At 48.2% G+C, this 25,477-nt stretch carries 24 protein-coding genes and 1 tRNA gene; 7 read left to right on the forward strand and 18 right to left on the reverse strand.

The features are described from left to right. Window positions 1–59 precede the first annotated feature (59 nt). The 13 genes from fliR to fliF form a co-directional block, all read right to left on the reverse strand. Entirely contained in the window at window positions 60–842 is a 783-nt protein-coding gene (gene fliR / locus DDT52_RS02470; protein WP_136154963.1) for a flagellar biosynthetic protein FliR, read from the reverse strand. 2 nt (window positions 843–844) lie between these two features. Next, window positions 845–1,114, reverse strand: a complete 270-nt coding sequence (fliQ, locus tag DDT52_RS02475; protein WP_136154964.1) for a flagellar biosynthesis protein FliQ — start codon at window positions 1,112–1,114, stop codon at window positions 845–847. Between the two features lie 26 nt (window positions 1,115–1,140). Then, on the reverse strand, window positions 1,141–1,866 hold the full coding sequence (gene fliP / locus DDT52_RS02480; RefSeq protein ID WP_247595482.1) for a flagellar type III secretion system pore protein FliP: 726 nt from the start codon (window positions 1,864–1,866) through the stop codon (window positions 1,141–1,143). A 50-nt stretch (window positions 1,867–1,916) separates the two neighbouring features. Continuing rightward, on the reverse strand, window positions 1,917–2,327 hold the full coding sequence (fliO, locus tag DDT52_RS02485) for a flagellar biosynthetic protein FliO (protein ID WP_247595464.1): 411 nt from the start codon (window positions 2,325–2,327) through the stop codon (window positions 1,917–1,919). Beyond that, window positions 2,327–2,743 carry a flagellar motor switch protein FliN gene (gene fliN, locus DDT52_RS02490; protein WP_136154966.1) on the reverse strand — a complete coding sequence of 139 codons (417 nt, stop codon included), beginning with the start codon at window positions 2,741–2,743 and terminating at the stop codon, window positions 2,327–2,329. The genes fliO and fliN overlap by 1 nt, the downstream gene beginning before the upstream one ends. Continuing rightward, on the reverse strand, window positions 2,736–3,746 hold the full coding sequence (gene fliM, locus DDT52_RS02495) for a flagellar motor switch protein FliM (protein WP_136154967.1): 1,011 nt from the start codon (window positions 3,744–3,746) through the stop codon (window positions 2,736–2,738). Before fliM ends, fliN begins: the two co-directional genes overlap by 8 nt. A gap of 5 nt (window positions 3,747–3,751) precedes the next feature. Beyond that, window positions 3,752–4,231: a flagellar basal body-associated protein FliL gene (fliL, locus tag DDT52_RS02500; protein ID WP_136154968.1), complete on the reverse strand. Its 480-nt coding sequence runs from the start codon at window positions 4,229–4,231 to the stop codon at window positions 3,752–3,754. Window positions 4,232–4,385: 154 nt separating this feature from the next. Further along, entirely contained in the window at window positions 4,386–5,798 is a 1,413-nt protein-coding gene (locus DDT52_RS02505; RefSeq protein WP_136154969.1) for a flagellar hook-length control protein FliK, read from the reverse strand. Window positions 5,799–5,802: 4 nt separating this feature from the next. Continuing rightward, entirely contained in the window at window positions 5,803–6,240 is a 438-nt protein-coding gene (gene fliJ, locus DDT52_RS02510) for a flagellar export protein FliJ (protein ID WP_136154970.1), read from the reverse strand. Next, the gene (fliI, locus tag DDT52_RS02515; protein ID WP_136155263.1) at window positions 6,237–7,616 is read right to left on the reverse strand and encodes a flagellar protein export ATPase FliI; all 1,380 of its coding nucleotides are present in this window, start codon (window positions 7,614–7,616) and stop codon (window positions 6,237–6,239) included. The genes fliJ and fliI overlap by 4 nt, the downstream gene beginning before the upstream one ends. Then, window positions 7,616–8,323: a flagellar assembly protein FliH gene (fliH, locus tag DDT52_RS02520; RefSeq protein ID WP_136154971.1), complete on the reverse strand. Its 708-nt coding sequence runs from the start codon at window positions 8,321–8,323 to the stop codon at window positions 7,616–7,618. Before fliH ends, fliI begins: the two co-directional genes overlap by 1 nt. After that, on the reverse strand, window positions 8,316–9,308 hold the full coding sequence (fliG, locus tag DDT52_RS02525; RefSeq protein ID WP_136154972.1) for a flagellar motor switch protein FliG: 993 nt from the start codon (window positions 9,306–9,308) through the stop codon (window positions 8,316–8,318). The genes fliH and fliG overlap by 8 nt, the downstream gene beginning before the upstream one ends. Continuing rightward, a complete protein-coding gene (fliF, locus tag DDT52_RS02530; protein WP_136154973.1) occupies window positions 9,305–11,002 on the reverse strand; it encodes a flagellar basal-body MS-ring/collar protein FliF in 1,698 nt (565 codons plus the stop codon). Before fliF ends, fliG begins: the two co-directional genes overlap by 4 nt. A gap of 241 nt (window positions 11,003–11,243) precedes the next feature. Between fliF and fliE the strand changes: the two genes are divergently transcribed. After that, window positions 11,244–11,561 (forward strand): flagellar hook-basal body complex protein FliE, encoded by a 318-nt coding sequence (fliE, locus tag DDT52_RS02535; protein ID WP_136154974.1) that lies wholly within the window; start codon window positions 11,244–11,246, stop codon window positions 11,559–11,561. A gap of 239 nt (window positions 11,562–11,800) precedes the next feature. Here fliE and fliT read toward each other — a convergent pair whose 3' ends face one another. The 3 genes from fliT to fliD all read right to left on the reverse strand — a co-directional run bounded on the left by fliT (window position 11,801) and on the right by fliD (window position 14,106). Then, window positions 11,801–12,172, reverse strand: coding sequence for a flagellar protein FliT (gene fliT / locus DDT52_RS02540; protein WP_109053262.1), 372 nt, complete (start codon window positions 12,170–12,172; stop codon window positions 11,801–11,803). A gap of 103 nt (window positions 12,173–12,275) precedes the next feature. Next, window positions 12,276–12,686, reverse strand: a complete 411-nt coding sequence (gene fliS, locus DDT52_RS02545) for a flagellar export chaperone FliS (protein WP_136154975.1) — start codon at window positions 12,684–12,686, stop codon at window positions 12,276–12,278. A 13-nt stretch (window positions 12,687–12,699) separates the two neighbouring features. Beyond that, complete coding sequence (gene fliD, locus DDT52_RS02550; protein WP_136154976.1) at window positions 12,700–14,106, reverse strand: flagellar filament capping protein FliD; 1,407 nt, start codon at window positions 14,104–14,106, stop codon at window positions 12,700–12,702. Window positions 14,107–14,570: 464 nt separating this feature from the next. On the opposite strand from fliD, the gene DDT52_RS02555 reads away from it, so the two are divergent. The 6 genes from DDT52_RS02555 (at window position 14,571) to phoH (ending at window position 23,797) form a co-directional block, all read left to right on the forward strand. Continuing rightward, window positions 14,571–15,839 (forward strand): FliC/FljB family flagellin, encoded by a 1,269-nt coding sequence (locus tag DDT52_RS02555; protein ID WP_136154977.1) that lies wholly within the window; start codon window positions 14,571–14,573, stop codon window positions 15,837–15,839. Between the two features lie 223 nt (window positions 15,840–16,062). Continuing rightward, the gene (locus tag DDT52_RS02560; protein ID WP_168709721.1) at window positions 16,063–19,338 is read left to right on the forward strand and encodes an O-linked N-acetylglucosamine transferase, SPINDLY family protein; all 3,276 of its coding nucleotides are present in this window, start codon (window positions 16,063–16,065) and stop codon (window positions 19,336–19,338) included. 83 nt (window positions 19,339–19,421) lie between these two features. After that, window positions 19,422–20,588, forward strand: a complete 1,167-nt coding sequence (locus tag DDT52_RS02565; RefSeq protein WP_136154979.1) for a nucleotide sugar dehydrogenase — start codon at window positions 19,422–19,424, stop codon at window positions 20,586–20,588. 572 nt (window positions 20,589–21,160) lie between these two features. Beyond that, on the forward strand, window positions 21,161–21,883 hold the full coding sequence (locus tag DDT52_RS02570; RefSeq protein ID WP_109053256.1) for an RNA polymerase sigma factor FliA: 723 nt from the start codon (window positions 21,161–21,163) through the stop codon (window positions 21,881–21,883). A gap of 52 nt (window positions 21,884–21,935) precedes the next feature. Further along, a complete protein-coding gene (gene fliZ / locus DDT52_RS02575; RefSeq protein ID WP_136154980.1) occupies window positions 21,936–22,445 on the forward strand; it encodes a flagella biosynthesis regulatory protein FliZ in 510 nt (169 codons plus the stop codon). 563 nt (window positions 22,446–23,008) lie between these two features. Further along, the gene (phoH, locus tag DDT52_RS02580; RefSeq protein WP_136154981.1) at window positions 23,009–23,797 is read left to right on the forward strand and encodes a phosphate starvation-inducible protein PhoH; all 789 of its coding nucleotides are present in this window, start codon (window positions 23,009–23,011) and stop codon (window positions 23,795–23,797) included. A gap of 488 nt (window positions 23,798–24,285) precedes the next feature. Here the strand turns inward: phoH and DDT52_RS02585 are convergent. Together DDT52_RS02585 and DDT52_RS02590 are read right to left on the reverse strand one after the other, a co-directional pair. After that, window positions 24,286–24,375, reverse strand: a tRNA-Ser gene (locus DDT52_RS02585). A gap of 233 nt (window positions 24,376–24,608) precedes the next feature. Further along, the gene (locus tag DDT52_RS02590; RefSeq protein ID WP_109053253.1) at window positions 24,609–25,247 is read right to left on the reverse strand and encodes an RpiB/LacA/LacB family sugar-phosphate isomerase; all 639 of its coding nucleotides are present in this window, start codon (window positions 25,245–25,247) and stop codon (window positions 24,609–24,611) included. Window positions 25,248–25,477 lie beyond the last annotated feature (230 nt).

Raw genomic sequence — 25,477 nt, forward strand, 5'->3', positions numbered from 1 at the left:
CACATTTTTTATGTGTGCCATCGTTAAGATGACACACATTTTTTTTACGCTAATGACCATCAAGACGACAAGTCTGACAATATATTTGCCAATAAATCGAAGACTTCACCAAATATATGTTCGGCGAAAGGGGCAATCAAGGGAATCAATAACCCGATGGTAAATATCCCTATAGTCAGCGTGACGGGAAAACCAATAACAAAGACGGATAGCTGTGGAGACACTCGGTTTAGTATACCGAGCGCCAGGCTAATCATCAGTAATAACGTTATGATGGGCAGGGCCAGCATTAACCCATTAATAAAGATTATGCTCCCGGCTCTGGCTATTGACAGAAAAACATTGGTATCTAACAGCCCGCCGCTAATGGGCAGAGTATGAAAACTATCGGATAGTAAGGAAATAAGCCACAGATGCCCATCAAAGGTAAGAAACAACAACATCGCCAGTAGATTCAGAAATCTGGCTAACACAGGCATATTCGGGCCGCCTGACGGATCGAAAAAAGTAGCGAAAGATAATCCCATTTGCAGACCAATGACTTCACCGGCGATCCGAAAAACAGCAAAAGCCAGCTGCATGGTTAGACCTAAGGTAATGCCAATGATCAATTGCTGAAGGAGTAACCAGATTCCTGCCGCGGAAAAAATGGGTGTTGAATTCAGCTCGATATGCGGGGCGATTAGAAAAGTTATCAGCAGAGACAGACCAATTTTTACCCGAAAGTTAATTTCCCGCTCGCTAAGTATGGGCGCTGTTGCCACTAGTGCCAGCAGCCTGACAAAAGGCCAGAAATATTGCACCATCCATTCACTATAAGACTGGCTGTCAAATTCAATCATGGCTAACCGATAAGGGTTGGCAGGTTACTGAAAAGTGTTCTCATATAGTCAAGGATCACGCTAAGCATCCAGGGGCCGGCGATGAGAATGGTGACAAATACGGACAATATTTTGGGAATAAAAGAGAGTGTCATTTCATTAATTTGCGTTGCAGCCTGTAGCAGACTAACCACTAATCCGCTAAACAGCGCCGCAAGCAAAAGTGGCGCAGCCAGTAACAACGCGATTTTCATTGCTTCGTAACCGAGAGCCATTACTGATTCAGGTGTCATGGTTTTTCCCCAAACTGTTTTTTACATCAACTATAAAAACTCTGTGCCAGGGAACCTAAGAGGAGCTGCCAACCGTCAATAAGAACAAATAGCATCAGTTTAAACGGAAGCGATACCGTAGCCGGTGGCACCATCATCATCCCCAGTGCCATCAGAACACTGGCAACTACTAAATCAATAATAAGAAAAGGAATAAATACGGTAAAGCCGATCTGAAAAGCGGTTTTCAATTCACTGGTTACAAAAGAGGGTAATAATACCCGCATAGGAACGGCTTCCGGACCTTCCGGAGCCGGGATATTGGCCAGCCGCGTAAAAAGGGCCAAATCGGCTTCGCGCGTTTGGCGTAGCATAAATTCGCGCAAAGGTTGGGAGCCACGTTCAAGAGCCACTTCCATACTGATTTCATCCTGACTGAAAGGAAGGTAGGCATCCTGGTAAACCTTAGTCAGTACCGGTGACATAATAAAAAATGTCAGGAAAAGGCTAAGCCCCAGTAATATCTGATTAGGAGGGGCTGAGGGGGTACCCATCGCATTACGTAATAGGCTGAGTACAATAATAATTCGGGTGAAACTGGTCATCATCAGCAGCGCTGCCGGAATAAATGTCAGCGATGTCAGTAGAACCAGTGTCTGAACGGGTAACGTCCAGCTCTGTCCGCCATTTGGCAGTGGCTGACTGACTAACCCTGGTAACTGCGCAAAAACAGAGGGGGTCAGAAGCAGTAGGCTACCCACGATCGGATACATCAACAAGCGGGACGTTTTTAATAAACAGGATGATACGCGTTGGAGCCTATTCATTCCGGCTTTCCCGGACGTTTTAATACTTTTTGCAACAAACGGGAAAACTCCGTTGGCTTTGTCTGTCCGGATTCGGGCATATCATGTGGCTGAGCAGGCAGCGTGTGCAGCAGAGTAACGTTTTGAGTGGTTACTCCTAGTACTAGCCAACTATCATCAACTTCAACAATGACAACTCTTTCCCGCTGACCAACCTGGCATGCAGAAATCACCTTGAGTAATTTGTTTGATTTTGCTTGCGGGGCAAAGCCAAGTTTACGCATGAACCAGGCAATCAAAAGAATAAACAGCAGGATCCCGCCAAGCACGCTGCTGACTTGTGTCAGCAGCATACCGCCAGTCAAGGGAGGTTCAGTCGTTACACTCGACAGCGTGGTCTGAGAAGATGATGAAAGCGAGGTTAACATTAACGGCTCAGGCGACGCATACGTTCAGTTGGAGTAATAATATCCGTGATGCGGACACCATATTTATCAGCCACGACGACGACTTCTCCCTGAGCAATTAAATACCCGTTAATGAGAATGTCCAGAGGCTCGCCGGCCAGCCCATCCAGGGCTACAACAGAACCCTGTGATAAATGCAGCAGCTCCTTAATGGTCATCTTGGTGCGGCCCAGTTCAACCGTTAATTTAACTGGGATATCCAGGATAAGATCGATGTCATGCAACGAACCGATACCTTCTTGTGCATCCAGAGCATTGAAAACACCATCGGTACTACTGGATTCGCTTTTCTCTGCCGCCTGTTGCTCGTTAAATGCATCAGCCCACAGATCGTCCACTGATTCTTTTCCTTCGGACGGGTTCTTGTTGTCACTCATGGGGCTGTTCCTCATCATTCAGAGAATTCAATATGGGGTTAATTAAATGTTCAATACGCAAAGCATATTGCCCGTTCAGGGTTCCGTACTGACCAGTCAGAACAGGAACACCATCCACATGGGCAATTAATCTTTCTGGTTTATCAATTGGCAATACATCGCCGGGCTGCAATTTAAGTATGCGCGACAGGCGTAAAGGAATATCAACAAAATTGGCTATCAACTCCAGCTCTGAATGCTGTACCTGTTTGGTCAGCGTCTCACGCCAGCTTTTATCTTCCTGCTGTGAGTTTTCCAGTGGGGGATTAACCAGCAGTTCGCGTAGAGGTTCAATCATCGCGAAAGGAATGCAGATGTTAAATTCCCCAGTCAGAGAACCAATTTCAACATGAAAAGGCGTTGTCACTACAATATCGTTAGGTGAGGTGGTGATATTGGTGAATTTCACCTGCATCTCGGAGCGGACGTATTCGATATCGAGTTTGTAGATTGCATTCCATGCATCACCATAAGCCTCCAGCGCCAGACGCAACATACGCTTTACGACCCGCTGTTCTGTATGGGTAAATTCACGTCCTTCAACTTTGGTTGGAAAACGCCCGTCACCGCCAAACAGGTTATCGACCGCAATAAATACCAGGCTTGGCGAAAATACAAACAATGCCGTGCCGCGAAGCGGTTTTAAATGAATTAAATTCAGATTGGTCGGTACCGGCAAATTGCGGGCAAATTCATGATACGGGAGTATTTTTATCGCACCAACGGTAATATCTGGGCTCCGCCTTAACAGATTAAACAACCCCATGCGAAACTGGCGGGCAAAACGTTCGTTAATAATTTCCAACGCCTGTAAACGTTCCCGAACGACGCGGCGTTGTGTATTGGGATCGTAGGGTTTGACCTCACCGTCGGCGCCAACCGCTACGTCGGGTGTTTCACTTCCGTCGCTGTCACCATTCAGTAGTGCGTCAATTTCTGCCTGAGAAAGAATGCTATCGCCCATAATATTTATCGCAGTATAAAAGCAGTGAACAGGACATCAGTAACGATCAGGTTCGGTTGACCAGGAACCAGTGGTGTACTCAGAACCTGTTTAATGTCCTCCACCAGTTTCTGTTTCCCCTGCTGTTGAGCCAACTCGATCGCACTCTGGCGGGAAAGCAGCAACAGTAGCCTGCTGCGCACCTCTGGCAAATAATTATTTAACTGTTTGCGCGTCTCTTCATCCGGCAAGCGCAAAGTAAAGCCGACATACAACACCCGGTCAGGATCGTTGTCGGGGTTGACCAGATTAACGGTAAAGGTATCCAACGGCATGAAAACCGGTTCTGGTGGAGGTGGCGCTTCCTGCACGGCAGCGGCTGATTTTTGCTGATGCAGAAACCACCAACTCACGCCTGCTGCTGTGCCGCCAGCGAATATAATAGTAAGCACAACTATAAGCCAGACAGTGCGCTTGCGTCCTGACGGGAGTGCATTTTCAGACATAGCTAAAGATGATTCCTGTTACTATTGATATCCAGTGCAGAATATATTGCCCTGAATTAATGCGTAATATCATTGATTATCCCGTCAATTCCAGCTATCAATAGGATGAATAGACGAAGAAAATCACGTTAACTTGTGCGTTTACTCACACAGATCAGGCAAAAATATCCACTCTGCCAGAAAGAGGCCCCGCGCTGGCTATTACCGAAGCTGGGGCGATCGAACCTGACTGTGTCCCATTGGCATCATTCAGTATATTTTGCTCAGCGGTATGGCTATTCTGGGATTGCTGCTGTGTCTGTTGCTGCCACCCGGGTGAGGTATCGCTACCCACACTGGCTTGCCCCAAATTTATACCATTTTCCGCCATCGAGGTTCGCAAATGAGGAAGCGCCGCTTCCATCGCCGCTCTCACCTGGCTGTTTGCCGAGACCAGATGCAGATGGGCCTGATTGTCATCCAGCTTAAGACTGATTTGCAGCGCTCCCAGTTCCTGCGGGTGAAGACGGAGTTCTGCATTTTGCTGACCGTTACGCGTGAACATAATCACCTGCTGGCTGATAGCCTGCTGCCATTCGCCACTGCCCAATTGAGCGTTGATTTGTGCGGTTACCATTGGGGCAATTGATGCGCTGGTTTGAATTACCGGTGTCTGCGCACTAACGGATACGGGCTGTTGTACGGCAACGTTTATCGCTGATAATGACTGAGCGCTGGCAGATAACCCATCGCGCTGATTAGCTGGTGTGAATGACGAAGCGCCGGATTCGTCCCGGAGTGAAGTCTCTTGGTGAATGCTCTGTGCACGAGTTTTTAAATCAGCGACGGTTTCATTCTGTTCAGACAGACTGCGGCTTGAGAACGAAGATTTAGACTGGGATGTCGTGGCAGCCGATGATAGCGTATTTTGCGTATTATCATCTGATAGCAGATCGCTCTCATCTGTTGACGCGGTCGATGCGGTTGTTGCCTGCGTCAGCGCTGTCAGTATTGGTGACGACGTAGCCAACTCATTTTTCACGGTGGTTTCATTGGCGACTGTACCACTGGCAGCAGACACTGGCGTATTCCCAGTAGACTGACTGGCTTGAATCATCGAGACTAACAGTTGGGTCGCTTCATCCGCTGCTGATAGATTCTGGACGTCCGCTGATACGGTTGGGTTTACGTCAGGGGGTAAAATTATCTGTTGTTCAGTCGGCAGATCGGCAGCGACAAAAGAAATCACGCCGTTTGCATTGTTAACATCAGACGTCTCATCCGATGATGATTTTTTCGTTTTATGGAAGGATATATTTTCCGACGCGACCTCCTGTAATGCCTGATCGGCGTCGTCGATGGCCTGAGCCGTATCCAGATTCTGCGGCGTTGCGTTGTCCGACTGGTTTTTATCCGGGGTTCTTTCTTCTTTCAATGCCGTTTTCTGACTATTGGTCAGCGTAGAGGCAAGAACCTGATCGAAATTTTGCTCTTGTGCAGGAAGATCGGGAATACCACCATTCACAACGCTTTTTTCGATACGCTGATTGTCATTTGTAGTAATCATTGTGACAGTAGACAGATTCATAGCATTATTTCCTCAACGAAGTACGTTGTGCAAACTCATCCATTAGTTTTTGTTCGAGACGGTTTTCCTGTCGCAAAAGTTTCTGTGTGGCTCGTTCATGCAATGTGACAAAAGCATTCAGACGCTGCTGTTTAGCTTGCCAGGCCTGGATTGCCTGCTGTAAGCGCTGATTCCACAATGCCAGCTGTTGTCGATGTTGTTCAATCGCTTTTTCAAGCGTTTGTATAAATTGTTGATAATTATGCCAGTTGCCAGAGTTAATGCCTTTTCCCAGATTATTCTGCAACTGTTGCCTATAATCGTCCTCATATTGTAGCAACATGTCGAGCTGTTTTTGCGCCTGAAGATGCGACTGACGAACTTTTCCCAGTAAAACAGCTGCTTCATCCGCATCTTTTTGTGCCAGATCTCGTAATGTTTCCATTGGCGATTCACTTTTCATTGCGCGCCCTTATCTGTCTGGAAAAGTATGGCCAGATGCTGCCGGGCCGTTTCATAATCGCAACGCTCAAACATACCTTGTTGCAGAAAGGCTTCCATTTGCGGGTACAGTTGAATTGCCCGGTCCAGCATGGGATCGCTGCCGCTGGCATAAGCCCCCACGCTAATGAGATCGCGATTACGCTGATAGCTGGATAACAATTGTTTAAACTGACGAACCATTGCGTAGTGGGGTTCATCGATCAGGGCTGTCATGGCACGACTGATCGATGCTTCAATGTCAATGGCTGGATAATGTCCGGATTCGGCCAAATGGCGCGATAGAACAATATGTCCGTCGAGAATCGCGCGCGCTGAATCGGCTATGGGATCCTGCTGATCGTCCCCTTCGGTCAGCACGGTATAAAATGCCGTGATGGAACCGCCGCCATGTATACCATTACCTGCACGCTCGACCAGCGCGGGGAGCTTGGCAAAAACGGAAGGGGGATAGCCTTTGGTTGCCGGAGGTTCTCCAATTGCCAAAGCAATTTCACGCTGGGCCATGGCATAGCGGGTTAGGGAGTCCATAATCAGCAATACATGCTGCCCCCGATCGCGGAAATCTTCAGCAATGCGTGTTGCATAGGCTGCGCCTTGCATCCTCAGCAAAGGAGAAACATCCGCCGGAGCGGCAATGACCACCGAACGAGCCAGTCCTTCAGCGCCGAGGATATTTTCAATAAAATCTTTAACTTCCCGTCCACGTTCACCGATCAGACCAACGACGATCACATCGGCCTGAGTGTAACGAGCCATCATCCCCAACAGTACGCTTTTACCCACGCCGGATCCGGCAAATAGTCCCATGCGCTGGCCGCGGCCAACGGTCAGCAGCGCGTTGATGGCGCGTACGCCCACGTCCAGCACATGTTCAATCGGTGTGCGCTGTAATGGGTTGAAGGGGGCGGTGAGCAACGGGGCGCGATAGCCTGTTTCCGGGGCGGGGAAACCGTCCAGGGGTTTAGCGCCGCCGTCCAGCACTCTCCCGAGGAGTTCTGGTCCTAACGGAAGTTGTTTCCCCTGCGGGCTGCCTTCTGGCGTTTGCCGGGCATAAACACGTGCGCCTGGGGTAATACCTTCGACTTCTTCCAGTGGCATCAAGAACAGTTTCTGACCATTAAAGCCAACCACTTCGCTTTCAACTTCTTCAGTCTTATGACCATTTTGTCTCTCAATCAAACAGGTTGTACCTAATGGCAGATGCAGACCTGTTGCTTCGAGAACTAACCCTGTCGCACGCGTTAACCGGCCATAGCGGCGTATCGTCGGGGTACTGGCTATGCGTTTTTCAAACACATCCAGTGAAGAGAGCCAGCGAGAGAGGCGCAGCGTCATCATAATTCTCCCGGAGCCGCCAGACGGCATAGTTCATGCCATCTGGTCGCCAGACTGGCATCGAGATCGCCCTCTTCAGCACTGACTTTACATCCGCCGGGGTGAAGCTGGCTATCCGCCAGCAGTCGCCAGCCATGCAGACTCAGTGTTGGGCCAAGAACCTGCTCGACACGTTCGAGATCGGCCGGATTAACGCGTAACTGAGGCTTACCGCTAAGCATCGGTTCCTGTTGAATTAATTGCTGAATCTGATTGAGCAGGGCGGTGCCGTCACAGACCGGCGGTTGTCCTAGAATTTGTTTGGCTGCCGTCAATGCCAACTGCATCAGCCGGGCCGCGATAACGCTGTCCAGTGCATCCAGCGTTTGCTGAAACTCCGTAACCATCTGTTGCAACTGATCGGTCAGCGGTTGCTGCTGCTGTTGGGCATCGATCACCCCCTGCTGCCGGCCGGCTTCTAACCCGGCTTGATAACCAGCATCGTACCCTTGTTTTTGTCCTTGCTTAAACCCTGCCTGATGCGCTTCCTGCTGGACTCGTTCGCGCAATAGTTGTAACTCATCAACCGGTTGGGCGACAATATCTGCGGCATCAGTTTGCTCGTCCGATTCGCTGGATGGCGGTTCTGGCGCCAGCGAGGCTGGCGACACGGCGAAGTCGTCCAGTGTCCAGCGTTGCCATGGCTGATCGTTCAGGGCGTCAGACATAGGTATCCTCACCGCCGCCAATAATTATCTCGCCACTGTCGGCCAGGCGACGAACGATAAGCAGGATGGCTTTCTGTTCGGTTTCCACCTGCGACATACGCACCGGTCCACGAGTGGCCAGATCGTCGCGTAAAATTTCGGCGGCACGCTGAGACATATTGCGCAGGAATTTTTCGCGCAGTGGTTCTTCGGCACCTTTCAGAGCCAACAGCAACGATTCGGACTCCACTTCTTGCAGCAAACGCTGAATACTGCGATCGTCCACATCGACCAGGTTCTCGAACAGGAACATTTCATCGATAATTTTCTGTGCCAGCTCGTTGTCGAATTCTCGCACTGCTTCAATAACCGCTTCTTCTTGCTGCGCTTTCATCAGGTTGATAATCTCCGCGGCGGTGCGAATACCCCCCATCTTGCTGCGTTTGAGATTTTGTCCGTCAAGCAAACCGTTAAGCACTTCGGTCAGTTCGGCCAATGCGGCAGGCTGTACCCCGCCAAAGGTGGCAATACGCAACATGACATCGTTGCGCAGACGCTCATCAAACAAAGCCAGAATATCGGCTGCCTGAGCGCGTTTCAGATGCACCAGAATGGTGGCGATAATCTGCGGGTGTTCATCACGGATAAGATCGGCAGCGCTTTGCGGCTCCATAAAGTTAAGGGTTTCCATACCCGATGTGGTTTCACGGCTTTCCAGAATGTCTTCCAGTAAGCTGGAGGCGCGTTCTTCACCTAAGGCTTTGACCAGCACGGAGCGCAGGTAATCGCCCGCATTTACGCTCAGCGCGGCATATTGTTCGGCATCCGCTTCAAACTCTTTCAGCACTTCTGTCAACTGTTGATGAGAAACCTGACGCATACTTGCCATGGATGCGCTGAGATGCTGAACTTCACGCGTAGAGAGGTGAGTAAACACTTCCGCAGCGCGATCTTCGCCAATCGTCATCAATAAGATGGCGCTTTTTTCTGTTCCGGTCAGACTCATAGTTCACTACCCATCCATTGACGGATTACCAAAGCGACAACGCGAGGGTCGTTTTCGGCCAGCTCACGGATGCGCTGACTTTGCAATTCAGCACTAACACGTTGTTGCGATTTCTTCTGTTGTTCCAGTTCATCTCTGCCCAGTTTAACAACCACGTCATCGTTAATTCCTGCCGCGGTCGCTGCCGCCGCCATCTCTGCTGATACGGTTCTTTTCTGCAATTGAGGACGAACCAGTTTGCGCCATAATATCCAGGCGACAATCAATACCAGTAGCCAGCGGCCGGCGTTAATCAGCAGATCGAAGAACGCCTGCTGCTGCCAGAACGGAAGTTCGCTGCCGCCTTCGGTTGACTGAGTGAAGGGGGTATTGACCACATTAATGGAGTCGCCGCGTTCACTGCTGTACCCCATGGCTTCACGAGTCAGATCCTCGATTTGTCTCAACTGAGCTTCGGTTAAGGCTACTGGCTGGCCATCTTCGCCCGCGGGCAGATAATTGACGACGACAGCTACCGACAGGCGCTGTACGGTTCCCGCACTCTGTTTCGTATGCCGGATAGTACGATCCACTTCATAGTTGGTGGTTTCGTCTCGGCGGGTACTGCCAGGCAAGATGTTGGCGCCGGTTTGTGCGGTTGCTGCGTTATTTTGCCCGGCCTGATTGCCGGCATTGTTGTTTGCATTGGCGGCGGGCGCAGTAATCGGCGCGACGGGGGCAGGGGCCGGTTGGTTGGACAGCGCTCCAGGCACGCCTCCTGAGTTCGGTCCGCCGCGTTGTTCACTCTGACTGAGTTGCTGTGAGCGGATTGCAGCCTTTTCCGGCGTCTGATTAGGTTGATACTGCTCGTCAGTTTGTTCACGACTGGCAAAATCAAGCTGAGCGGTTACCTGCGCGTGAACATTCCCTGCTCCGACCATCGGGGACAGAATGGCTTCAATACGGCGCTGATAACGACCTTCCACTTCATTGGTGTATTTCAACTGGGCAGCGTTCAGGTCGCGACCGGTTCCATCGGACTGCGTCAGCAAACGGCCATTCTGGTCCACCACGGTGACATTATCAGGCGGCAGGCCGGCAACACTACCGGATACCATATAGGCGATGGCATTGATTTGCCCTTCGTCCAGCGCCCGTCCCGGATGCAGATTCAATGTGACGGATGCTGAAGGCGCCTTTTGTTCACGCACGAACAGCGATGGCTTTGGCATGGCCAGATGGACTCTGGCGTTTTGTACCGGCCCCAGTGTTTCAATCGTTCGGGATAGTTCGCCTTCCAGCGCACGCTGGTAGTTAATCTGTTCACTGAATTGGCTGATGCCGAATTTTTCCTGATCGAGCAGTTCAAATCCAACCGCTCCCCCTTTGGGTAACCCTGCTTGTGCCAGACGCAGACGAGTTTCATGCACTTTGTCGGCGGGGATTAATAACGCGCCGCCGCCGTCAGCAAATTGATAAGGGATATTCATCTGCGTCAGTTGCTGCACAATGGCGCCACCATCGCGATCGTTCAGATTGCTGTACAATACCCGATAGTCTGGACTTTTTGCCCATAAGGCCAGCGCGGTAATAATGGCGATAGCCGCAGCGGATGCTATCAATAACGGTATTTTAGGGTTAGCCCGTAAACGGCTGAGCAGCGCTGTCAATCCATCACTACCTTTTGAGAGTGGGTTGCTTTTCACGGTGCTCATGCAATATTCCTGATGGTAAACATCTTGATAATTATTAGTAACAACAAAACAGACTCCCTGATGAGCAATGACGTTACTCGCATCAACAATGGCTGCCTCCAATAGGGAGGAATGACATTATTTCCTTGGAGGTACACATTCGATGGCTGAATTAGCTGTGTTTTTTATAGCTATTTAGCGCGTTAGAAGAAGCGGGAATCTGATATGGTTCCATCATCATTTATTCTGTCGTGGTAATAACATGTCAATTCAGGGTATAGAGTCCGTTCTGCAGCAGTTGCAGGCAACAGCAGTACAGGCACAGGCGGGGGGCGGCGTATCATCCAATGTAAGCAGTGGCGGATTTGCCGCCGAGCTGAAATCTGCCCTTGATAAAATCAGCACACAGCAACAGACGGCTCGCACTCAGGCGCAGGATTTTGAACTGGGCAAACCGGGGATAGCGCTCAACGATGTGATGGTTGATTTGCAAAAATCTTCTCTTTCGTTACAAATGGGCATTCAGGTAAGAAATAAACTGGTTTCGGCTTATCAGGAAATCATGAATATGACGGTGTAATACAGCATCTGTATTATCCGACTACACCGTGTTGCCAAAATATAGCAATCAATGTTTCAGGTGTCGCTAATCTTACGATTAGTCTGACGCTGTCGTTTTTACGCGAACCATCTTAGCTGCCAACTCCGCTGTTCTTGCACACAAAAACACGTGGGGTGTTTTTGAACACAACCTGGGGGCAAGCCCCATGGATTGGATGATTAACCGAGGATCCTTTTACCATTAACGTATTGGTTCTCTTAGCTAACATCCCCCGGCAACATGGACTCATCATCGGCAAATTTATGATAAGCCTGATTCACGGATTTTTGCCGTGATGAAGTTCCAATCAACGTTTTTAACTCTTCCATTCGTGCTTTAAGTAACCGACTGATTTCACTCTCATTATGCAGTATTTGTTGCAGGCAATCCTGAATCTGCTGTTGTTCTGATAACGTCAAAGAATAGGGCTGTTCTTTGGTGTCGATGGGCAGTTCATTGATTGTACTAACGTACTGCTGTTCTAGTTCGATCAACTTCTCCCAGTCAGCCTGCTGCGCCAGTTGAAGCATGTCGGTGCTAAGATTTAGTATACGTTGATAGCCGCTCAGCATGGATTGACTGACGTGCATTACATTTTCCTTGTGCAAAACGCAATAAAAGTTACAGGAACGAATAAGATGACTGATGGATCAATTTTGGCCGCGGCAAGGGATGACTAAACCCGGCCAGATATTAGCCTGCCTTTGCCTGATCCGGCGCATCCTCGCCAATTTGTTTCCATGAGTCGGCGATGCCGCGTAGTAACTCGGTAATCTGAGCTAGCGTCTCACGGTCATTATATAAATTAACGTGCAACAGCTTTCTGACCATATAATCGTATAATTGGGCCAGATTCTGGCTGACTTCCCCGCCTTTTTGCATATCCAGAGAAGCCTGTAGCCCGCTGTTGATAATTCTGATTGCTTTGGTAATGGCATTGCCTTTGGCAACGGTATCGCCTTGCTGGATAAAAATATCAGCGCGCATCAACGCACTCAGCGCGCCATCAAACAGCAGCGTAATCAGTTTATGCGGGCTGGCGCTCATTACGCTGCTTTCCAACCCGACTTTGGCATAAGCCTGAGAACCGTACATTGTCGACATGTGAACTCCGAAATTAACTGTTGCTGGATGTCAGCGCTTCAAACTGGTTGGTCAGATAGGTACTGAGCGTACTCATTTCCGACATCAGTACATCCAGCTTAACAAACTGGGTTTTGTAACGGGCCATGGTGGCTTCTATACTGGTCTGCACCTTGGTGTACTGTTTACTCAGGCTGCTGAGCATATCAGTCACGTCTTCTTTAGCCAGTGCGATCGTTCCCTTGGTATCGGTAAAGGTACTCACCTTAGCCACCATCTGGGTTGCGAGCCCGGTGGTTTTGCCGTCGCCGACGAAGAAGTCACTCACCGCAGACGCATTCTCTGTCAGCGCATTGATCAGGTCAGTATCGTTAACGGAAAGAGTACCGTCACTTTTCAGCGTAATGCCCAGCTCATTGACCACCTTATAAGTATCGCTGCTCTGTGCGGTGCTTAATAACGATTTAAGCTGATTTTTCACCGAACGAAGTACCGAATCCGACGAAAGCACACCGGTGTCCTGCTCAGGATCGGAAAGAGTGGTAAAGGCGGTCTGCAAGGTATTGTAGGCTGTCGCCCAGGCTTTAATCGCGCTGGTGGCGTCGGTAATACTTTTGCTGATAGTCAGCGTTTCCGCTGATGTGGATACGGAAGTCAGCGTCAGCGTCACGCCTTCCGCCGGCACGTCGGTAACGGTATTGCTGCTGCGCTCAATATCCACGCCGTTGACAGTCAGCTTGGCGTTTTGTGCAGCAACGGATTCAAAGCGAGTGGAGCTGGTGTCGCCAAGAATGCTTTCCAGTGCGCTGTCGTTGCTGCTGATGGCGATGGTGTTGGTTTCACCGGTTTCGTTCGAGGTGATGGTCAACTGGTAGCTGTTGTCGCCGGATTGCACAATACTGGCGGTCACGCCGGCGTTGGATGCGTTAATCGCGCTGGCGATACCGGACAATGTGGTTTGCTCATCGGTCAGGCTGATGCTCACCGCGCTGCCGCTGCCGACGGTAATGCTCAATGTGCGATCGCTTAGCCCGCTGGTGCCCAGTTGGGTGGTTTTGCTGTCTTGAGTTTCTGTGACCAGCGTTTGCGCGGTAGCCAACTGCGTTACGTTAACGCTATAGCTGCCGGTGGCGGCGGAAGAGCTGACTTCGGTGGTAAACGCGGTATTGGTGGAGGTTTTTTTAGCATTAAACAGATCGCTGTCGGTCAGCTTTGCCGTGGCGGTGGAATAGGTTTCCAGTGCGGTTTGCAGCGCATCATACGCATCGGATTTATCCTGATAGGCGGTCTGTTTATTGGTGATGACCGTCAACTTTTGCTCTTCCACGGTTTGTAATGACTCCAGTACCGTAGACAGATCCAGACTGGAACCCGTACCTAGTCCTAACGTTGAAGTCAGCGCGCCGACAGTAGATGTAGCGGATGTGATGGTGGTTGCCATAAATCCTTACTCCTGATGAGTGATGTTTAAATCCAGTTTTCTGGTTATCGGCAGCATAGAATAAAAATTTACCTGAAAGAAAAAATATCGTTGCCGTTAATAAGCAAACTGATTACGGCTTTATCTTGCTATTAATTGATATGTACATCGCAAACGTGAAGTGAATGGTATGAGAAAGCACCTATCCGCGCCAGGTTAATACCGCATCTGTGGCGCAATTCACTATCTTGAATAGCGTTGTCATCTCTACCATATACCGTCATTCCTGTGCAGATCGGGATGACGGAGTATAAGAGTACGAAAGTGATGGAATAGGCTCGGCGTAAAAAAATTTTTAAATTAAATGCTAAAGGTTAGAAAGGGTACGCCGATATCAGAGAGGACGGTGGTAGACGCCGTAGGCAGTTAAGCCTGAACCTTTATTGCTAAAACATCCACTGGATGCGTTAAAAGGAACTCCTTATATGGCACAAGTAATCAACACCAACAGCATTTCGCTGATTGCGCAGAATAACCTGAACAAGTCTCAGTCTGCACTGAGTACGGCGATCGAACGTCTGTCTTCCGGTCTGAAAATCAACAGCGCGGCCGATAACGCCGCCGGTCAGGCCATCTCCAACCGTTTCACTTCCGCGATCAACGGTCTGACTCAGGCTTCCAGCAACGCCAGCGACGGTATCTCTCTGGCGCAGACCACTGAAGGCGCGTTGAACGAAATCAACGATAACCTGCAGGCCATCCGTACCCTGACCGTACAGGCGCAGAACGGCACCAACTCTTCTTCTGACTTGACGTCCATCCAGGACGAAATCAACCAGCGTCTGGATGAAATCGACCGTATTTCCACCCAAACCGACTTTAACGGCGTTAAAGTACTGGACGGCAGCAAGACTTCCGTTTCCATCCAGGTCGGTGCGCAGGATGGTCAGACTATCTCAATTAGCCTGTCCAAAATTAACAGAGATACGCTGGGTCTGAGCGGCTTCTCTGTATCGGGCGCGGCGCCGAAGTTGAGCGATGCGGTGACTGCCCTGAATACAGGTAGTACTGCTACGGCTCCGATCAGTGTTAATTTGTCTGACGCAGTTAGTTCTCTGAACACGGCGCTGGGTCTGTCTGGGGACGACGCCCTTACCGCTGACGATATCTCTCTGCACAACGTGCAGACTGCGGCTGGCACTTCAACGACGCAGTATGCGGTTAAATACGGCGATAAAGTTTACGCCGCTGACGTTAGTACTGCTGGTGCTGTATCGCTGGTAACCAACGACCTGAGCATTACGGATAACGGTCTGAGTGGCTTGAAGGAGGATGTATTGGTACAACTGGGTACGGATAGCACCGGTGCCACTGTAGCCTATGCAAACTATAACGGTACGAACTATGTTGCGGATGTATCTAGCGGGACTACAACTAGTATCACAGTTGGGACTACGGCAGAATTCACCGGTGCAGCAACCAGCGATCCGCTGGCGAAACTGGATGAAGCTTTGGCAAAGGTTGATACGTTGCGTTCCAACTTGGGTGCAGTACAGAACCGTTTTGATTCCACCATCAATAACCTGGCCAGCACCACCACTAACCTGAGCGAAGCCCAGTCCCGTATTCAGGACGCCGACTACGCGACGGAAGTCTCCAACATGAGCAAGGCGCAAATCCTGCAACAGGCCGGTACTTCTGTGCTGGCACAGGCTAACCAGGTTCCCCAGACCGTGCTGTCTCTGCTGCAATAAGTTAGCGCCAATCATAATAAATAGGCGAAAAAATGGCGGGTATTTTACCCGCTATTTTTATTTCCAGCGAGTTATACTGCTTTCCGTTTTAATTTGTGAAGTAATAAGTTGTAAATCGCATCAGTAGATATCCCTCATCATTGTTAATTATAGTGAAACGCCAAATATGAAAAATTTACCCACGGTCCCGAAAGGCGTAAGCAGGAAATCACATAGGCAGCACGTGAGTCCAGAAGTGCGGCAGGCGTTAGATCTGCTTCAGACTCAACCAGAAAAAACATTTGAGATAGCGGTTGGTTTGCTGCGCAACGATGAGAAGAATCTATCGGTATTGATGATCGCTGTACGGGCGTTGTTGCAGCTTGGTAAATTTACTGAAGCGGAGAAATATATTAATAAGGTGGAAGAGTACCATCCCAGGCATATAGATGCTTTTTATGCCAGAGCAAGTCTGTTCGAGGCCACCGGGCGGTCAAAAGCAGCGGAAAAGATTTTGTCCGAAGCACTGAAGATGGATCCACATAATCTCATAGTACTTGGTCTTCAGGCTGTGGTGCTAAAAAGGGTGTATAAGTATGATCAGGCTGAAGCTGTGTGGGAAGAACTGGTTCGGGCTGAACCGGATAATGCCATACATTGGAGTAATTTGGGTGCGTTGAAGCTGGACGTTGGTTTATTTAAAGAGGCGGATTTTTACCTGAAAAAAGGAGCGCAGATTGGCAAGGGATACTCTTCTCCTTTCTTTAATCGGATTTCCACTTGGCACTATTGGCCAGATAAAACCGCTGAACAAATTTTAGCGTTATGTAAAGCCTGGCAACCGAAACTTTTTCCTGCTGGCAATGTTGTTCGGGCTGAGGCCAATAGCAAGGTTGCCAATAAGCGCATTCGCATCGGTATGATTTCCGCGGGATTTCGCCGTCATCCGGTTGGTAATATGATTACGCTGGGGCTTTCGCATATTCCTTCGTCACAGATAGAATTCTATGCCTATAGTGAATATGGTGAAACAAATAATGAAGACGATATTACCCAAAGAATAAAAGAATTCTGTACACAATGGAAAGTGACGAAAAGCCTGACCGATGAGGCGTTGGCGCAACAAATCCGTCAGGATGAGATCGATATCCTGTTTGATTTATCGGGTTACGGTGGAGGCACTCGTGTGCTGACTATGTTAAGAGCACCGGCCCCGATTCAGATAAAATGGGTAGGCGGATTGATCAGCAGTACCGGTCTGGCGGTGATGGACTATCTGCTGAGCGACGGCGTGGAAACGCCGCCGGGGGTGGACGGGCTCTATACCGAAAAGTTGATTCGCCTGCCGGATGACTATATTTGTTACGATCCGCCAGCCTATCTGCCGGAAGTAACCGCGTTGCCGGCCGCACAGCGCGGATACATTACTTTCGGCTGTTTTAACAATGCCTCTAAAATCAATGATGTTTTGCTGGAGCAGTGGGCAAAAATTCTGCATGCGGTGCCGGACTCACGTTTGTTCCTGAAAAGCCGTCAGTACAGCAGCCAGAAAATGTGCGAGAGAATTTATGCCACGCTGCAAAAACACGGCATTGAACGCGAACGGATAGAAACCGAATCTTATTCGCCGCACCAGATCTCTCTTTCCCGCTACAATGAAATTGATATCGCGCTGGACTCCTGGCCCTATTCCGGCGGGTTAACCACCTGTGAGGCGATGGCGATGGGGGTGCCGGTGGTGACGTTACCCGGCCCGACGTTTGCCGGCCGTCATTCCGCCACCCATTTGGTGAACGCGGGCATGCCGGAGCTGGTGGCCAATAACTGGGAACAGTACATTGACATTACCGTGGGGCTGACGCGGGATTTGGCCAGCCTGAGCGTAATTCGCCAGCATTTGCGCGATATTCTGCTGGCTTCCCCCGTTTGTGACGGCAAGCGGTTCGCCAGACACTTTTCCGATGCCATGCGGGCTATTTGGCAGCGCTACTGCGAAGGCAAGAAACCCGAAGCATTGACGTTAAGCAACGATTTTCTGCCTTATTTCCATGATGATAAACAACCGGTGACGTTGCAGCATCCAATGGAAGAAAATACTGACAAAAATGACGCGGATGCGCCGTTCGATTTTAAACTCGCGGGGAAAATTATTGCGCTTGATGATGGTGGTAGTATTGCTGTAAGCCCCTCGTTTACGCCGTTGGTGGCGACCGAAGCGTTTCATTTTGTTATTACGGATCTCGTTGGAAGAGTTCAAAATAGCCATTTCCCGTTGCGAAAAAATGACATACAGCATGTTAAATTCCATGGTTTGGGGGATGGACAGCCAACGCCTGTCTATATGTGTCTTGCCGAAGAATACAGCAGCAACCTGAAACCGCTGGTAACGCAGCAACAACGGGTGATTGCTGAAGTAATGGCGCAAACGGTGAAACTCGATCACATCGACGGGCTGGAGCAACTTGATTGGCTTATTCTGGATAATCGTTACGATATTGGTAAAGTGATCGCCAATGGCGAGCGGATACTTTCGAATTGCCTTGCCGTTGAGGTGCATATCAGTTTTGCGGCAACGCATCAGAATCAGCAGTTATTCAGTGATATTACCGCATTGCTGGCGCAGTATGGTTTTGCTTTCCATACGTTGACAAAAATCGAGTATGCATCACCAACTCATATCGATGAACGGAATACGCTGCCATCTTCCAGAATGCTAGCCGCCGCCGCTGTCTATGTGCCGAATGATGCCCGGTTGCATACAATGACAGTAGAACTGCGTGAAAAATTGGCGTTTATTATGCACACGGTTTATCGGGCGCATGATTTTGTCTATTCAGTATTGAAAATAGATTCTGAAGAGAGGGCCAAACGTTATTTCAACGACTACCGTTCCAGCAAAGCCGATCGTGCATCTCCGGCTGCGCCGGAGATGAGGGGGATCCCCCTCATTCCTGATAGACCAAGGATGTCAGAAAAGGAAATACAACTGTTTGAACGCTATCTGAAACAGGCTAAATCTTACTTTGAATTCGGTAGTGGCGGTTCGACCAAACTTGCAGCTAAAAATGATGTGGAAATATTTGGTGTTGAAAGCGATAAGCAATGGGTAGAAACGCTGAAAAAAGAGGGCGGCCCACTCTGTAAAGTTGAATATGTAGACATTGGTCCGACACAGGCGTGGGGATATCCGGTCAATAATACGTATCGGGAAAAATATCCGGATTATAGCGAAGCGATTTTGCAGTATGATAGCGCTTTTGATTTTATTCTTGTTGATGGTCGTTTTCGCATCGCCTGTACGCTTAATGCAATAAAGCACACGTTAGAAAAGCAAAAGAATATTGCAGATACGCTGATCTTTATCCATGACTTCTGGAACAGACCTAATTACCATGCTGTGCTGATGTTTTTGGACATAGAAGAGAAAGTAGATAGTGCAGGAGTTTTTAAGCTAAAAAATCATATAGATATTGCATTGCTTAATAAAATGCTGGAAGAATATAAATATATTCCCCAGTAAAATAATATAAAGGCACCTGATTACGGTGCCTTTTATCCAGCATACGGCATTAATTCTCTTTATGTATGTAAGATGGGACTGTCATGAAAATAGCCATTGCAGGAACAGGATATGTTGGGTTGTCAAATGCGATACTTCTGGCACAGCATAATGAAGTCGTTGCTGTCGATGTTGTCGCCGAAAAAGTGGCAATGCTAAATGAGGGTAAATCTCCCATTGTCGATAAAGAAATTGAAGATTTTCTTCTGCATAAGTCGTTGAATTTCAAGGCGACACTGGATGCGGTTACCGCATACCAAAACGCGGATTTTATTATTATCGCCACGCCAACTGATTATGATCCTGAAACAAATAATTTCAATACGGACTCCGTTGAATCAGTAATACAGCAGGTACTGTCTTTCAATCCCGATGCGGTTATTGTGATTAAATCAACTATACCGGTTGGTTATACGCAGAAAATTAGAAGTAAATTCAATACGGATAATATTATTTTTTCGCCAGAGTTTTTACGAGAAGGAAAAGCTCTTTACGATAATCTTTATCCTTCCCGTATTATTGTCGGCGAACGTTCCGAGCGTGCTGAGCAATTTGCTCATTTATTACTACAGGGGGCGATTAAAAAAGATGTCCCAGTCTTATTCACCGAGCCAACAGAAGCAGAAGCGATTAAATTATTTTCAAACACATATCTGGCAATGCGGATCGCTTATTTTAATGAACTGGATACTTATGCCCAGTCTTTAGGCCTGCAAAGCAGGCAGATCATTGAAGGAGTCGGGCTGGATCCAAGGATTGGAAATCACTATAATAATCCTTCATTTGGTTATGGTGGCTATTGTCTTCCTAAAGATACGAAACAACTTTTAGCGAACTACGCCAGCGTCCCTAACAATATTATTCAGGCTATTGTTGCTGCAAACAGTACGCGTAAAGATTTTATTGCAGAGTCAGTAATAAAGATGAATCCGAAAGTCGTCGGAGTTTATAGACTGGTGATGAAAGCTGAATCTGATAATTTCAGAGCATCAGCTATACAAGGCATAATGAAACGGATAAAGGCTAAAGGTATTGAGGTTGTTGTTTACGAACCCAAACTGCATGATAAAGAATTTTTTCGATCTCGGGTTATTAATGATCTAAACTCATTTAAATCATTATCGGATGTCATTTTAGTTAATAGAATGTCGTCAGACCTATTAGATGTTGCAGATAAGATTTATACTCGTGATATCTTTGGTGTAGATTAACGTTGGATTTATAAATAACCACTCCAGTGAGAAAATTGTTGCAGTTACCATAGTGAAGTGGCGTTATGCAATCGTCAAAAATTTCTCAGTGATATCAATACGCAACACACGGGATTTTCCTTCTGTGCATCTGCCGCTGACATTCAGGCGCTACGGCGGGAAATGCGTCATTGAGCACCAGATACGTTGGACTGACTGGAACATTTCAACCTCCATCCGTTGGCGCAGCGGATTTCTATCACGGCATTCCCGCCGATCAATTTGACGGTGCCTGGACGAGAAGATCAAAACCCATCGCGGGCCGCATTGTTAGAATTGGTACAGAAGCATATTCGCACGCATGATATGTTGGGGCTGGCACGGGCGGGATCTCGCGTTGTTGATGGCGGGCTGGAAACCATATGAGGAAGCGGCGGGGCAGATAGGATAAGATGACCGCGCTGTCTTTTACAACCTGGCATGTTTCTCGTATCCTAAATAACCCCTCTTTTACGTCCCTATTCATGCAATTGGCTACTCTACGCAAAAGCATAATAGTGTCGATAACATTATTATCGTAGGTATTTGTCACTGTGAGCGATCTGTATACCGCCGAAGGCACAATGGATAAGAATTCCCTGTGGAAGCGCTATGTTCCGTTAGTGCGCCATGAGGCGCTACGTTTACAGGTCCGTCTCCCCGCGAGCGTTGAGCTGGATGATTTACTCCAGGCTGGAGGTATCGGTTTGCTCAGCGCGGTTGAGCGTTATGATTCGTTGCAGGGTACGGCATTTACAACTTATGCCGTACAACGAATCCGGGGCTCAATGCTGGATGAACTACGCAGCCGCGACTGGGCTCCCCGGAGTGTGCGGCGTAATGCGCGGGAAGTGGCACAAGCGATGCAACAGGCTGAACAGCAGCTGGGTCGAGCGCCAACAGAGCAGGAAGTCGCGCATGCCTTGGATATTTCGCTGGAGGATTATCGTCAGATTTTGCTGGATACCAATAACAGCCAGCTTTTCTCTTACGATGAATGGCGTGAAGAACATGGCGATAGCGCAGAAGCGTTGTTGGAAGGAAATGAAGATGCTAATCCATTGCATCAGTTGATGGAAGGTAATTTACGCCATCGGGTAATGGAGGCAATAGAGAATTTACCTGAACGCGAGAAGCTGGTGCTGACGCTTTACTATCAGGAAGAGCTGAATTTAAAAGAGATCGGCGCTGTTCTGGAAGTAGGGGAGTCTCGGGTCAGTCAGTTGCATAGCCAGGCGATAAAGCGTCTGCGCGTAAAATTAATGAATGACGTTTAATTTAGCTGCGTAGGAATAATGTTATTTCAGTCTATTGTCATGGAATGGATTCATGCCTCAATCAACGCGGAAGAAACAGCTTCTTAGCCGTTATCTGAAAGATTTCAAACATAAACAAACACATTGCTCTCATTGCAGTAAAGAACTTGATCGGGTTTCATTGGCGTTTCGTCATCAGCTGATTAATAAAAAATCTATCGATAGTATTGATCGGTTAATTGATGACGAAGTATGGGCGGATTTGCAACAGGAGCTAATTCCCCTCTGTCGTTTCTGTGGCGAAATATTATGCAATACCCATGCTAACTATTTCGATATTCAAGCGTTTTCCCAATACCTGATTGAGCAGACGGATATAAGGCATAGCACGATGCGTGAATACGTTATTCGTCTGCGTCGTTTGGATGAGTTGCTCGTGGCGAAAAATTACCCAATGGAAACGTTTGTCAGAGATAACGTACAGCAGCGTATTTGTGATTACCTCCCCGATCTCGAACAAAATGTTTATCGAAGCGCATTGAGAAAGTACGATCAGTATTTGGCCTGGCAGAAACATTACTGACTGTATTTATGCGCTTTTCGAAAGCGAACATTGTAAAATCGGCATGTTCTGACTATACGTAAATGTTATGACAGTGTAAAAAAAGCTTGCAAAGCAGGGGCAAACTATTGCACTGTCATACTACTGCAATCATTTAGCCCTAATTTCTGGTTTAATGATTAACGGTGGTTCTTAATACGGTCAATCATTATTCATTGGAATAGTTGTTGTCACAGTGAGGAACGCGAATGGTAATGTCCTTTTTGGGACTAAGTAGTCGAAACCGACATTCTGGTCTTCTGACTCGCCGATGCGAGGGGCTTCTTTCCCACTTATTTCCTGCACTGTGTTTCTTGTCGTTCTCTCCCTTTTTTAACCTTTCTTTTCTGTCTAAATGTTTCTCATTGATTATGCCGCTCGGCCCGTTTTCTTTTGGCGGGAGAGAGTGTGCTATTAAATTTTTCCAGTTTTATCAAACCACATGGTTCTTTATCGGCTTAATAAGGAAGCCAACCTCGTTTGTGAGTGAAACGTCACGCGCTGTCAGGCAGTGCGGTAAGTGAAACAAACTGTAAGGTGCCACTATGGGAAGACAAAAAGCAGTGATCAAAGCACGTCGTGAAGCGAAACGCGTCATTCGTCGTGAATCGCGTAGTCATCGTCAACGTGAGGAAGAATCGGTCACTTCTCTGGTTCATATGAGTGGGATTGAATCAATAGGTATGGCGCGGGAGAATCGCGACACATCTGTTATTGAAGCCCGTACAGAAGCCCAAGAGTATTACTTGTCTGCAATAGAGAATAAACAGTTAATTTTTGCCACAGGGGAAGCAGGATGTGGCAAAACGTTTCTAAGTGCGGCCAAGGCGGCGGAAGCACTTATTCATAAAGAGGTTGAACGCATTATTGTTACGCGGCCGGTATTACAGGCTGATGAGGATCTCGGTTTTTTACCGGGTGATATTGCCGAAAAATTCGCCCCTTATTTCCGACCCGTATATGACATATTGCTGCGGAGATTGGGGGCGTCGTTTATGCAGTATTGTTTACGACCAGAAATAGCCAAAGTTGAAATTGCGCCGTTTGCTTATATGCGTGGACGGACTTTTGAGAATGCGGTGGTTATTCTGGATGAAGCGCAAAACGTGACGGTGAACCAGATGAAAATGTTCCTGACGCGTTTGGGTGAGAATGTGACGGTAATCGTGAATGGTGATGTTACACAATGTGATTTGCCTTCGGGGGTTAAATCCGGATTGCGTGATGCGCTTGAGCGTTTTACCGAAGATGAGCTGATTGGTATCGTCTCTTTTGGTAAACAGGACTGTGTTCGCTCTGAATTGTGTCAGAGGACGCTTAATGCTTATGATTAGGAATTAAGTTGGATACGGAAATCATAATAAATAAGCAATCGAGAAAATAATTGGCCCTCACCGATTTATTGGTGGGGCTTTTTTTATCCTTCCCATCACGCATAAAAGAAAATGCCCCTGACTTGCGTCAAGGGCGTGAAAGTATGTGTCTGTGAGAGGATTGACTCGCGTCGTCCTGACGCTCGCCCTTCGGGCCGCCGTTGGCGGTCCAAAACGCCATTCCTGTCGTTTTGTCGAACCCTGTCGAGGCTTCTCATCCTTCCCATCACGCATAAAAGAAAATGCCCCTGACTTGCGTCAAGGGCGTGAAAGTATGTGTCTGTGAGAGGATTGACTCGCGTCGTCCTGACGCTCGCCCTTCGGGCCGCCGTTGGCGGTCCAAAACGCCATTCCTGTCGTTTTGTCGAACCCTGTCGAGGCTTCTCATCCTTCCCATCACGCATAAAAGAAAATGCCCCTGACTTACGTCAAGGGCATTTTCTTTTATATGGCGGTGAGGGAGGGATTCGAACCCTCGATACGTTTTCACGTATACACACTTTCCAGGCGTGCTCCTTCAGCCTCTCGGACACCTCACCGGATTGTTGCCATATAGGCGGCAACGGGGCGCTACTATAGGGAGTCGCTCCACTTCGGTCAAGCAGTATTTATCTGTTTTGGAACATCTGGTTAAGCATTGAACGTCGGAGCGTTTCATCAGCATGAAATAGAGAAAATCATGAGGACTGAAATGATAAAAACGTCGTGGAGAAAGCAATAAAAAAATCACAGGCGTTGCGGCCTGTGATTTTTTATATGTTAAGTAAGAGCATTAAGCCAGCAGGCTTTTAATGTAGCTGGTCAGTGCTTCGTCTTTGCTGTTAGCGAAGAAGTATTCCTGGAATTTAGGGCCGGCGATAGCGCCTTTTACCAGATCCTGATCCAATCCCTTCAGGATAGTGATCAGATCGTTATAGGTGACGGCTTTCACTGCATCCAGAATCTTCTTGTTACGCTGTTGCGGCGCAACGCGATCGCTTGGGTAGCCTTTGCCGCCTTCTTCTTTGAACAACTGGGTGAACAGGTTTTCCAGATTCAGTTCTGCGCCCCAGCCGAAACCTTTGGCATACGGCAGAGATACCGCGTTACCGTTGTTGATCTGAGAGAACAGGTAAGCATCAGACGGGTCAACAACCAGACCGCAAAGTACGCCAGGGAAAGAGTTACAAGCCAGCATTGCGCCCTGTCCGGTACCACAACCGGTTACCACAAAATCAGCCGCGCCAGAGTTCAGCAGGATAGCGGTCAGAATGCCGTTCTGAATATAGGTCAACTGTGCGGCATCTTCTACAGCATATTGACCGTAGTTGTATACGGTGTGGCCCATAGGCTCTACGGCTTTGCTCAGTGCTGCGGCGATAATCGCGTTTTTAGCGGCTTGGCTGTTCTCGTTAATCAATGCAATTTTCATGTTCGTTCCTTTTTTGTGACGGACAAATACATTTTTTAAAACTGTATTTCAATTTAATGCATGCAGTATACCGTTTCAAAAATAAAGCGCAAATCGCCACGTCAAAGAATGAGGCATGACACGTAGAATACGATGAAATCTCTGTAGGAAAGTAGCAGAAATGAAACTGCGTTTTTAAGTTAATTGGTTGATAATATTAAGTTTATGGCGCTGTAATACAGCGCCGGTAT

The sequence above is a fragment of the Brenneria roseae subsp. roseae genome (assembly GCF_003115845.1).
Lineage (GTDB): Bacteria > Pseudomonadota > Gammaproteobacteria > Enterobacterales > Enterobacteriaceae > Brenneria > Brenneria roseae.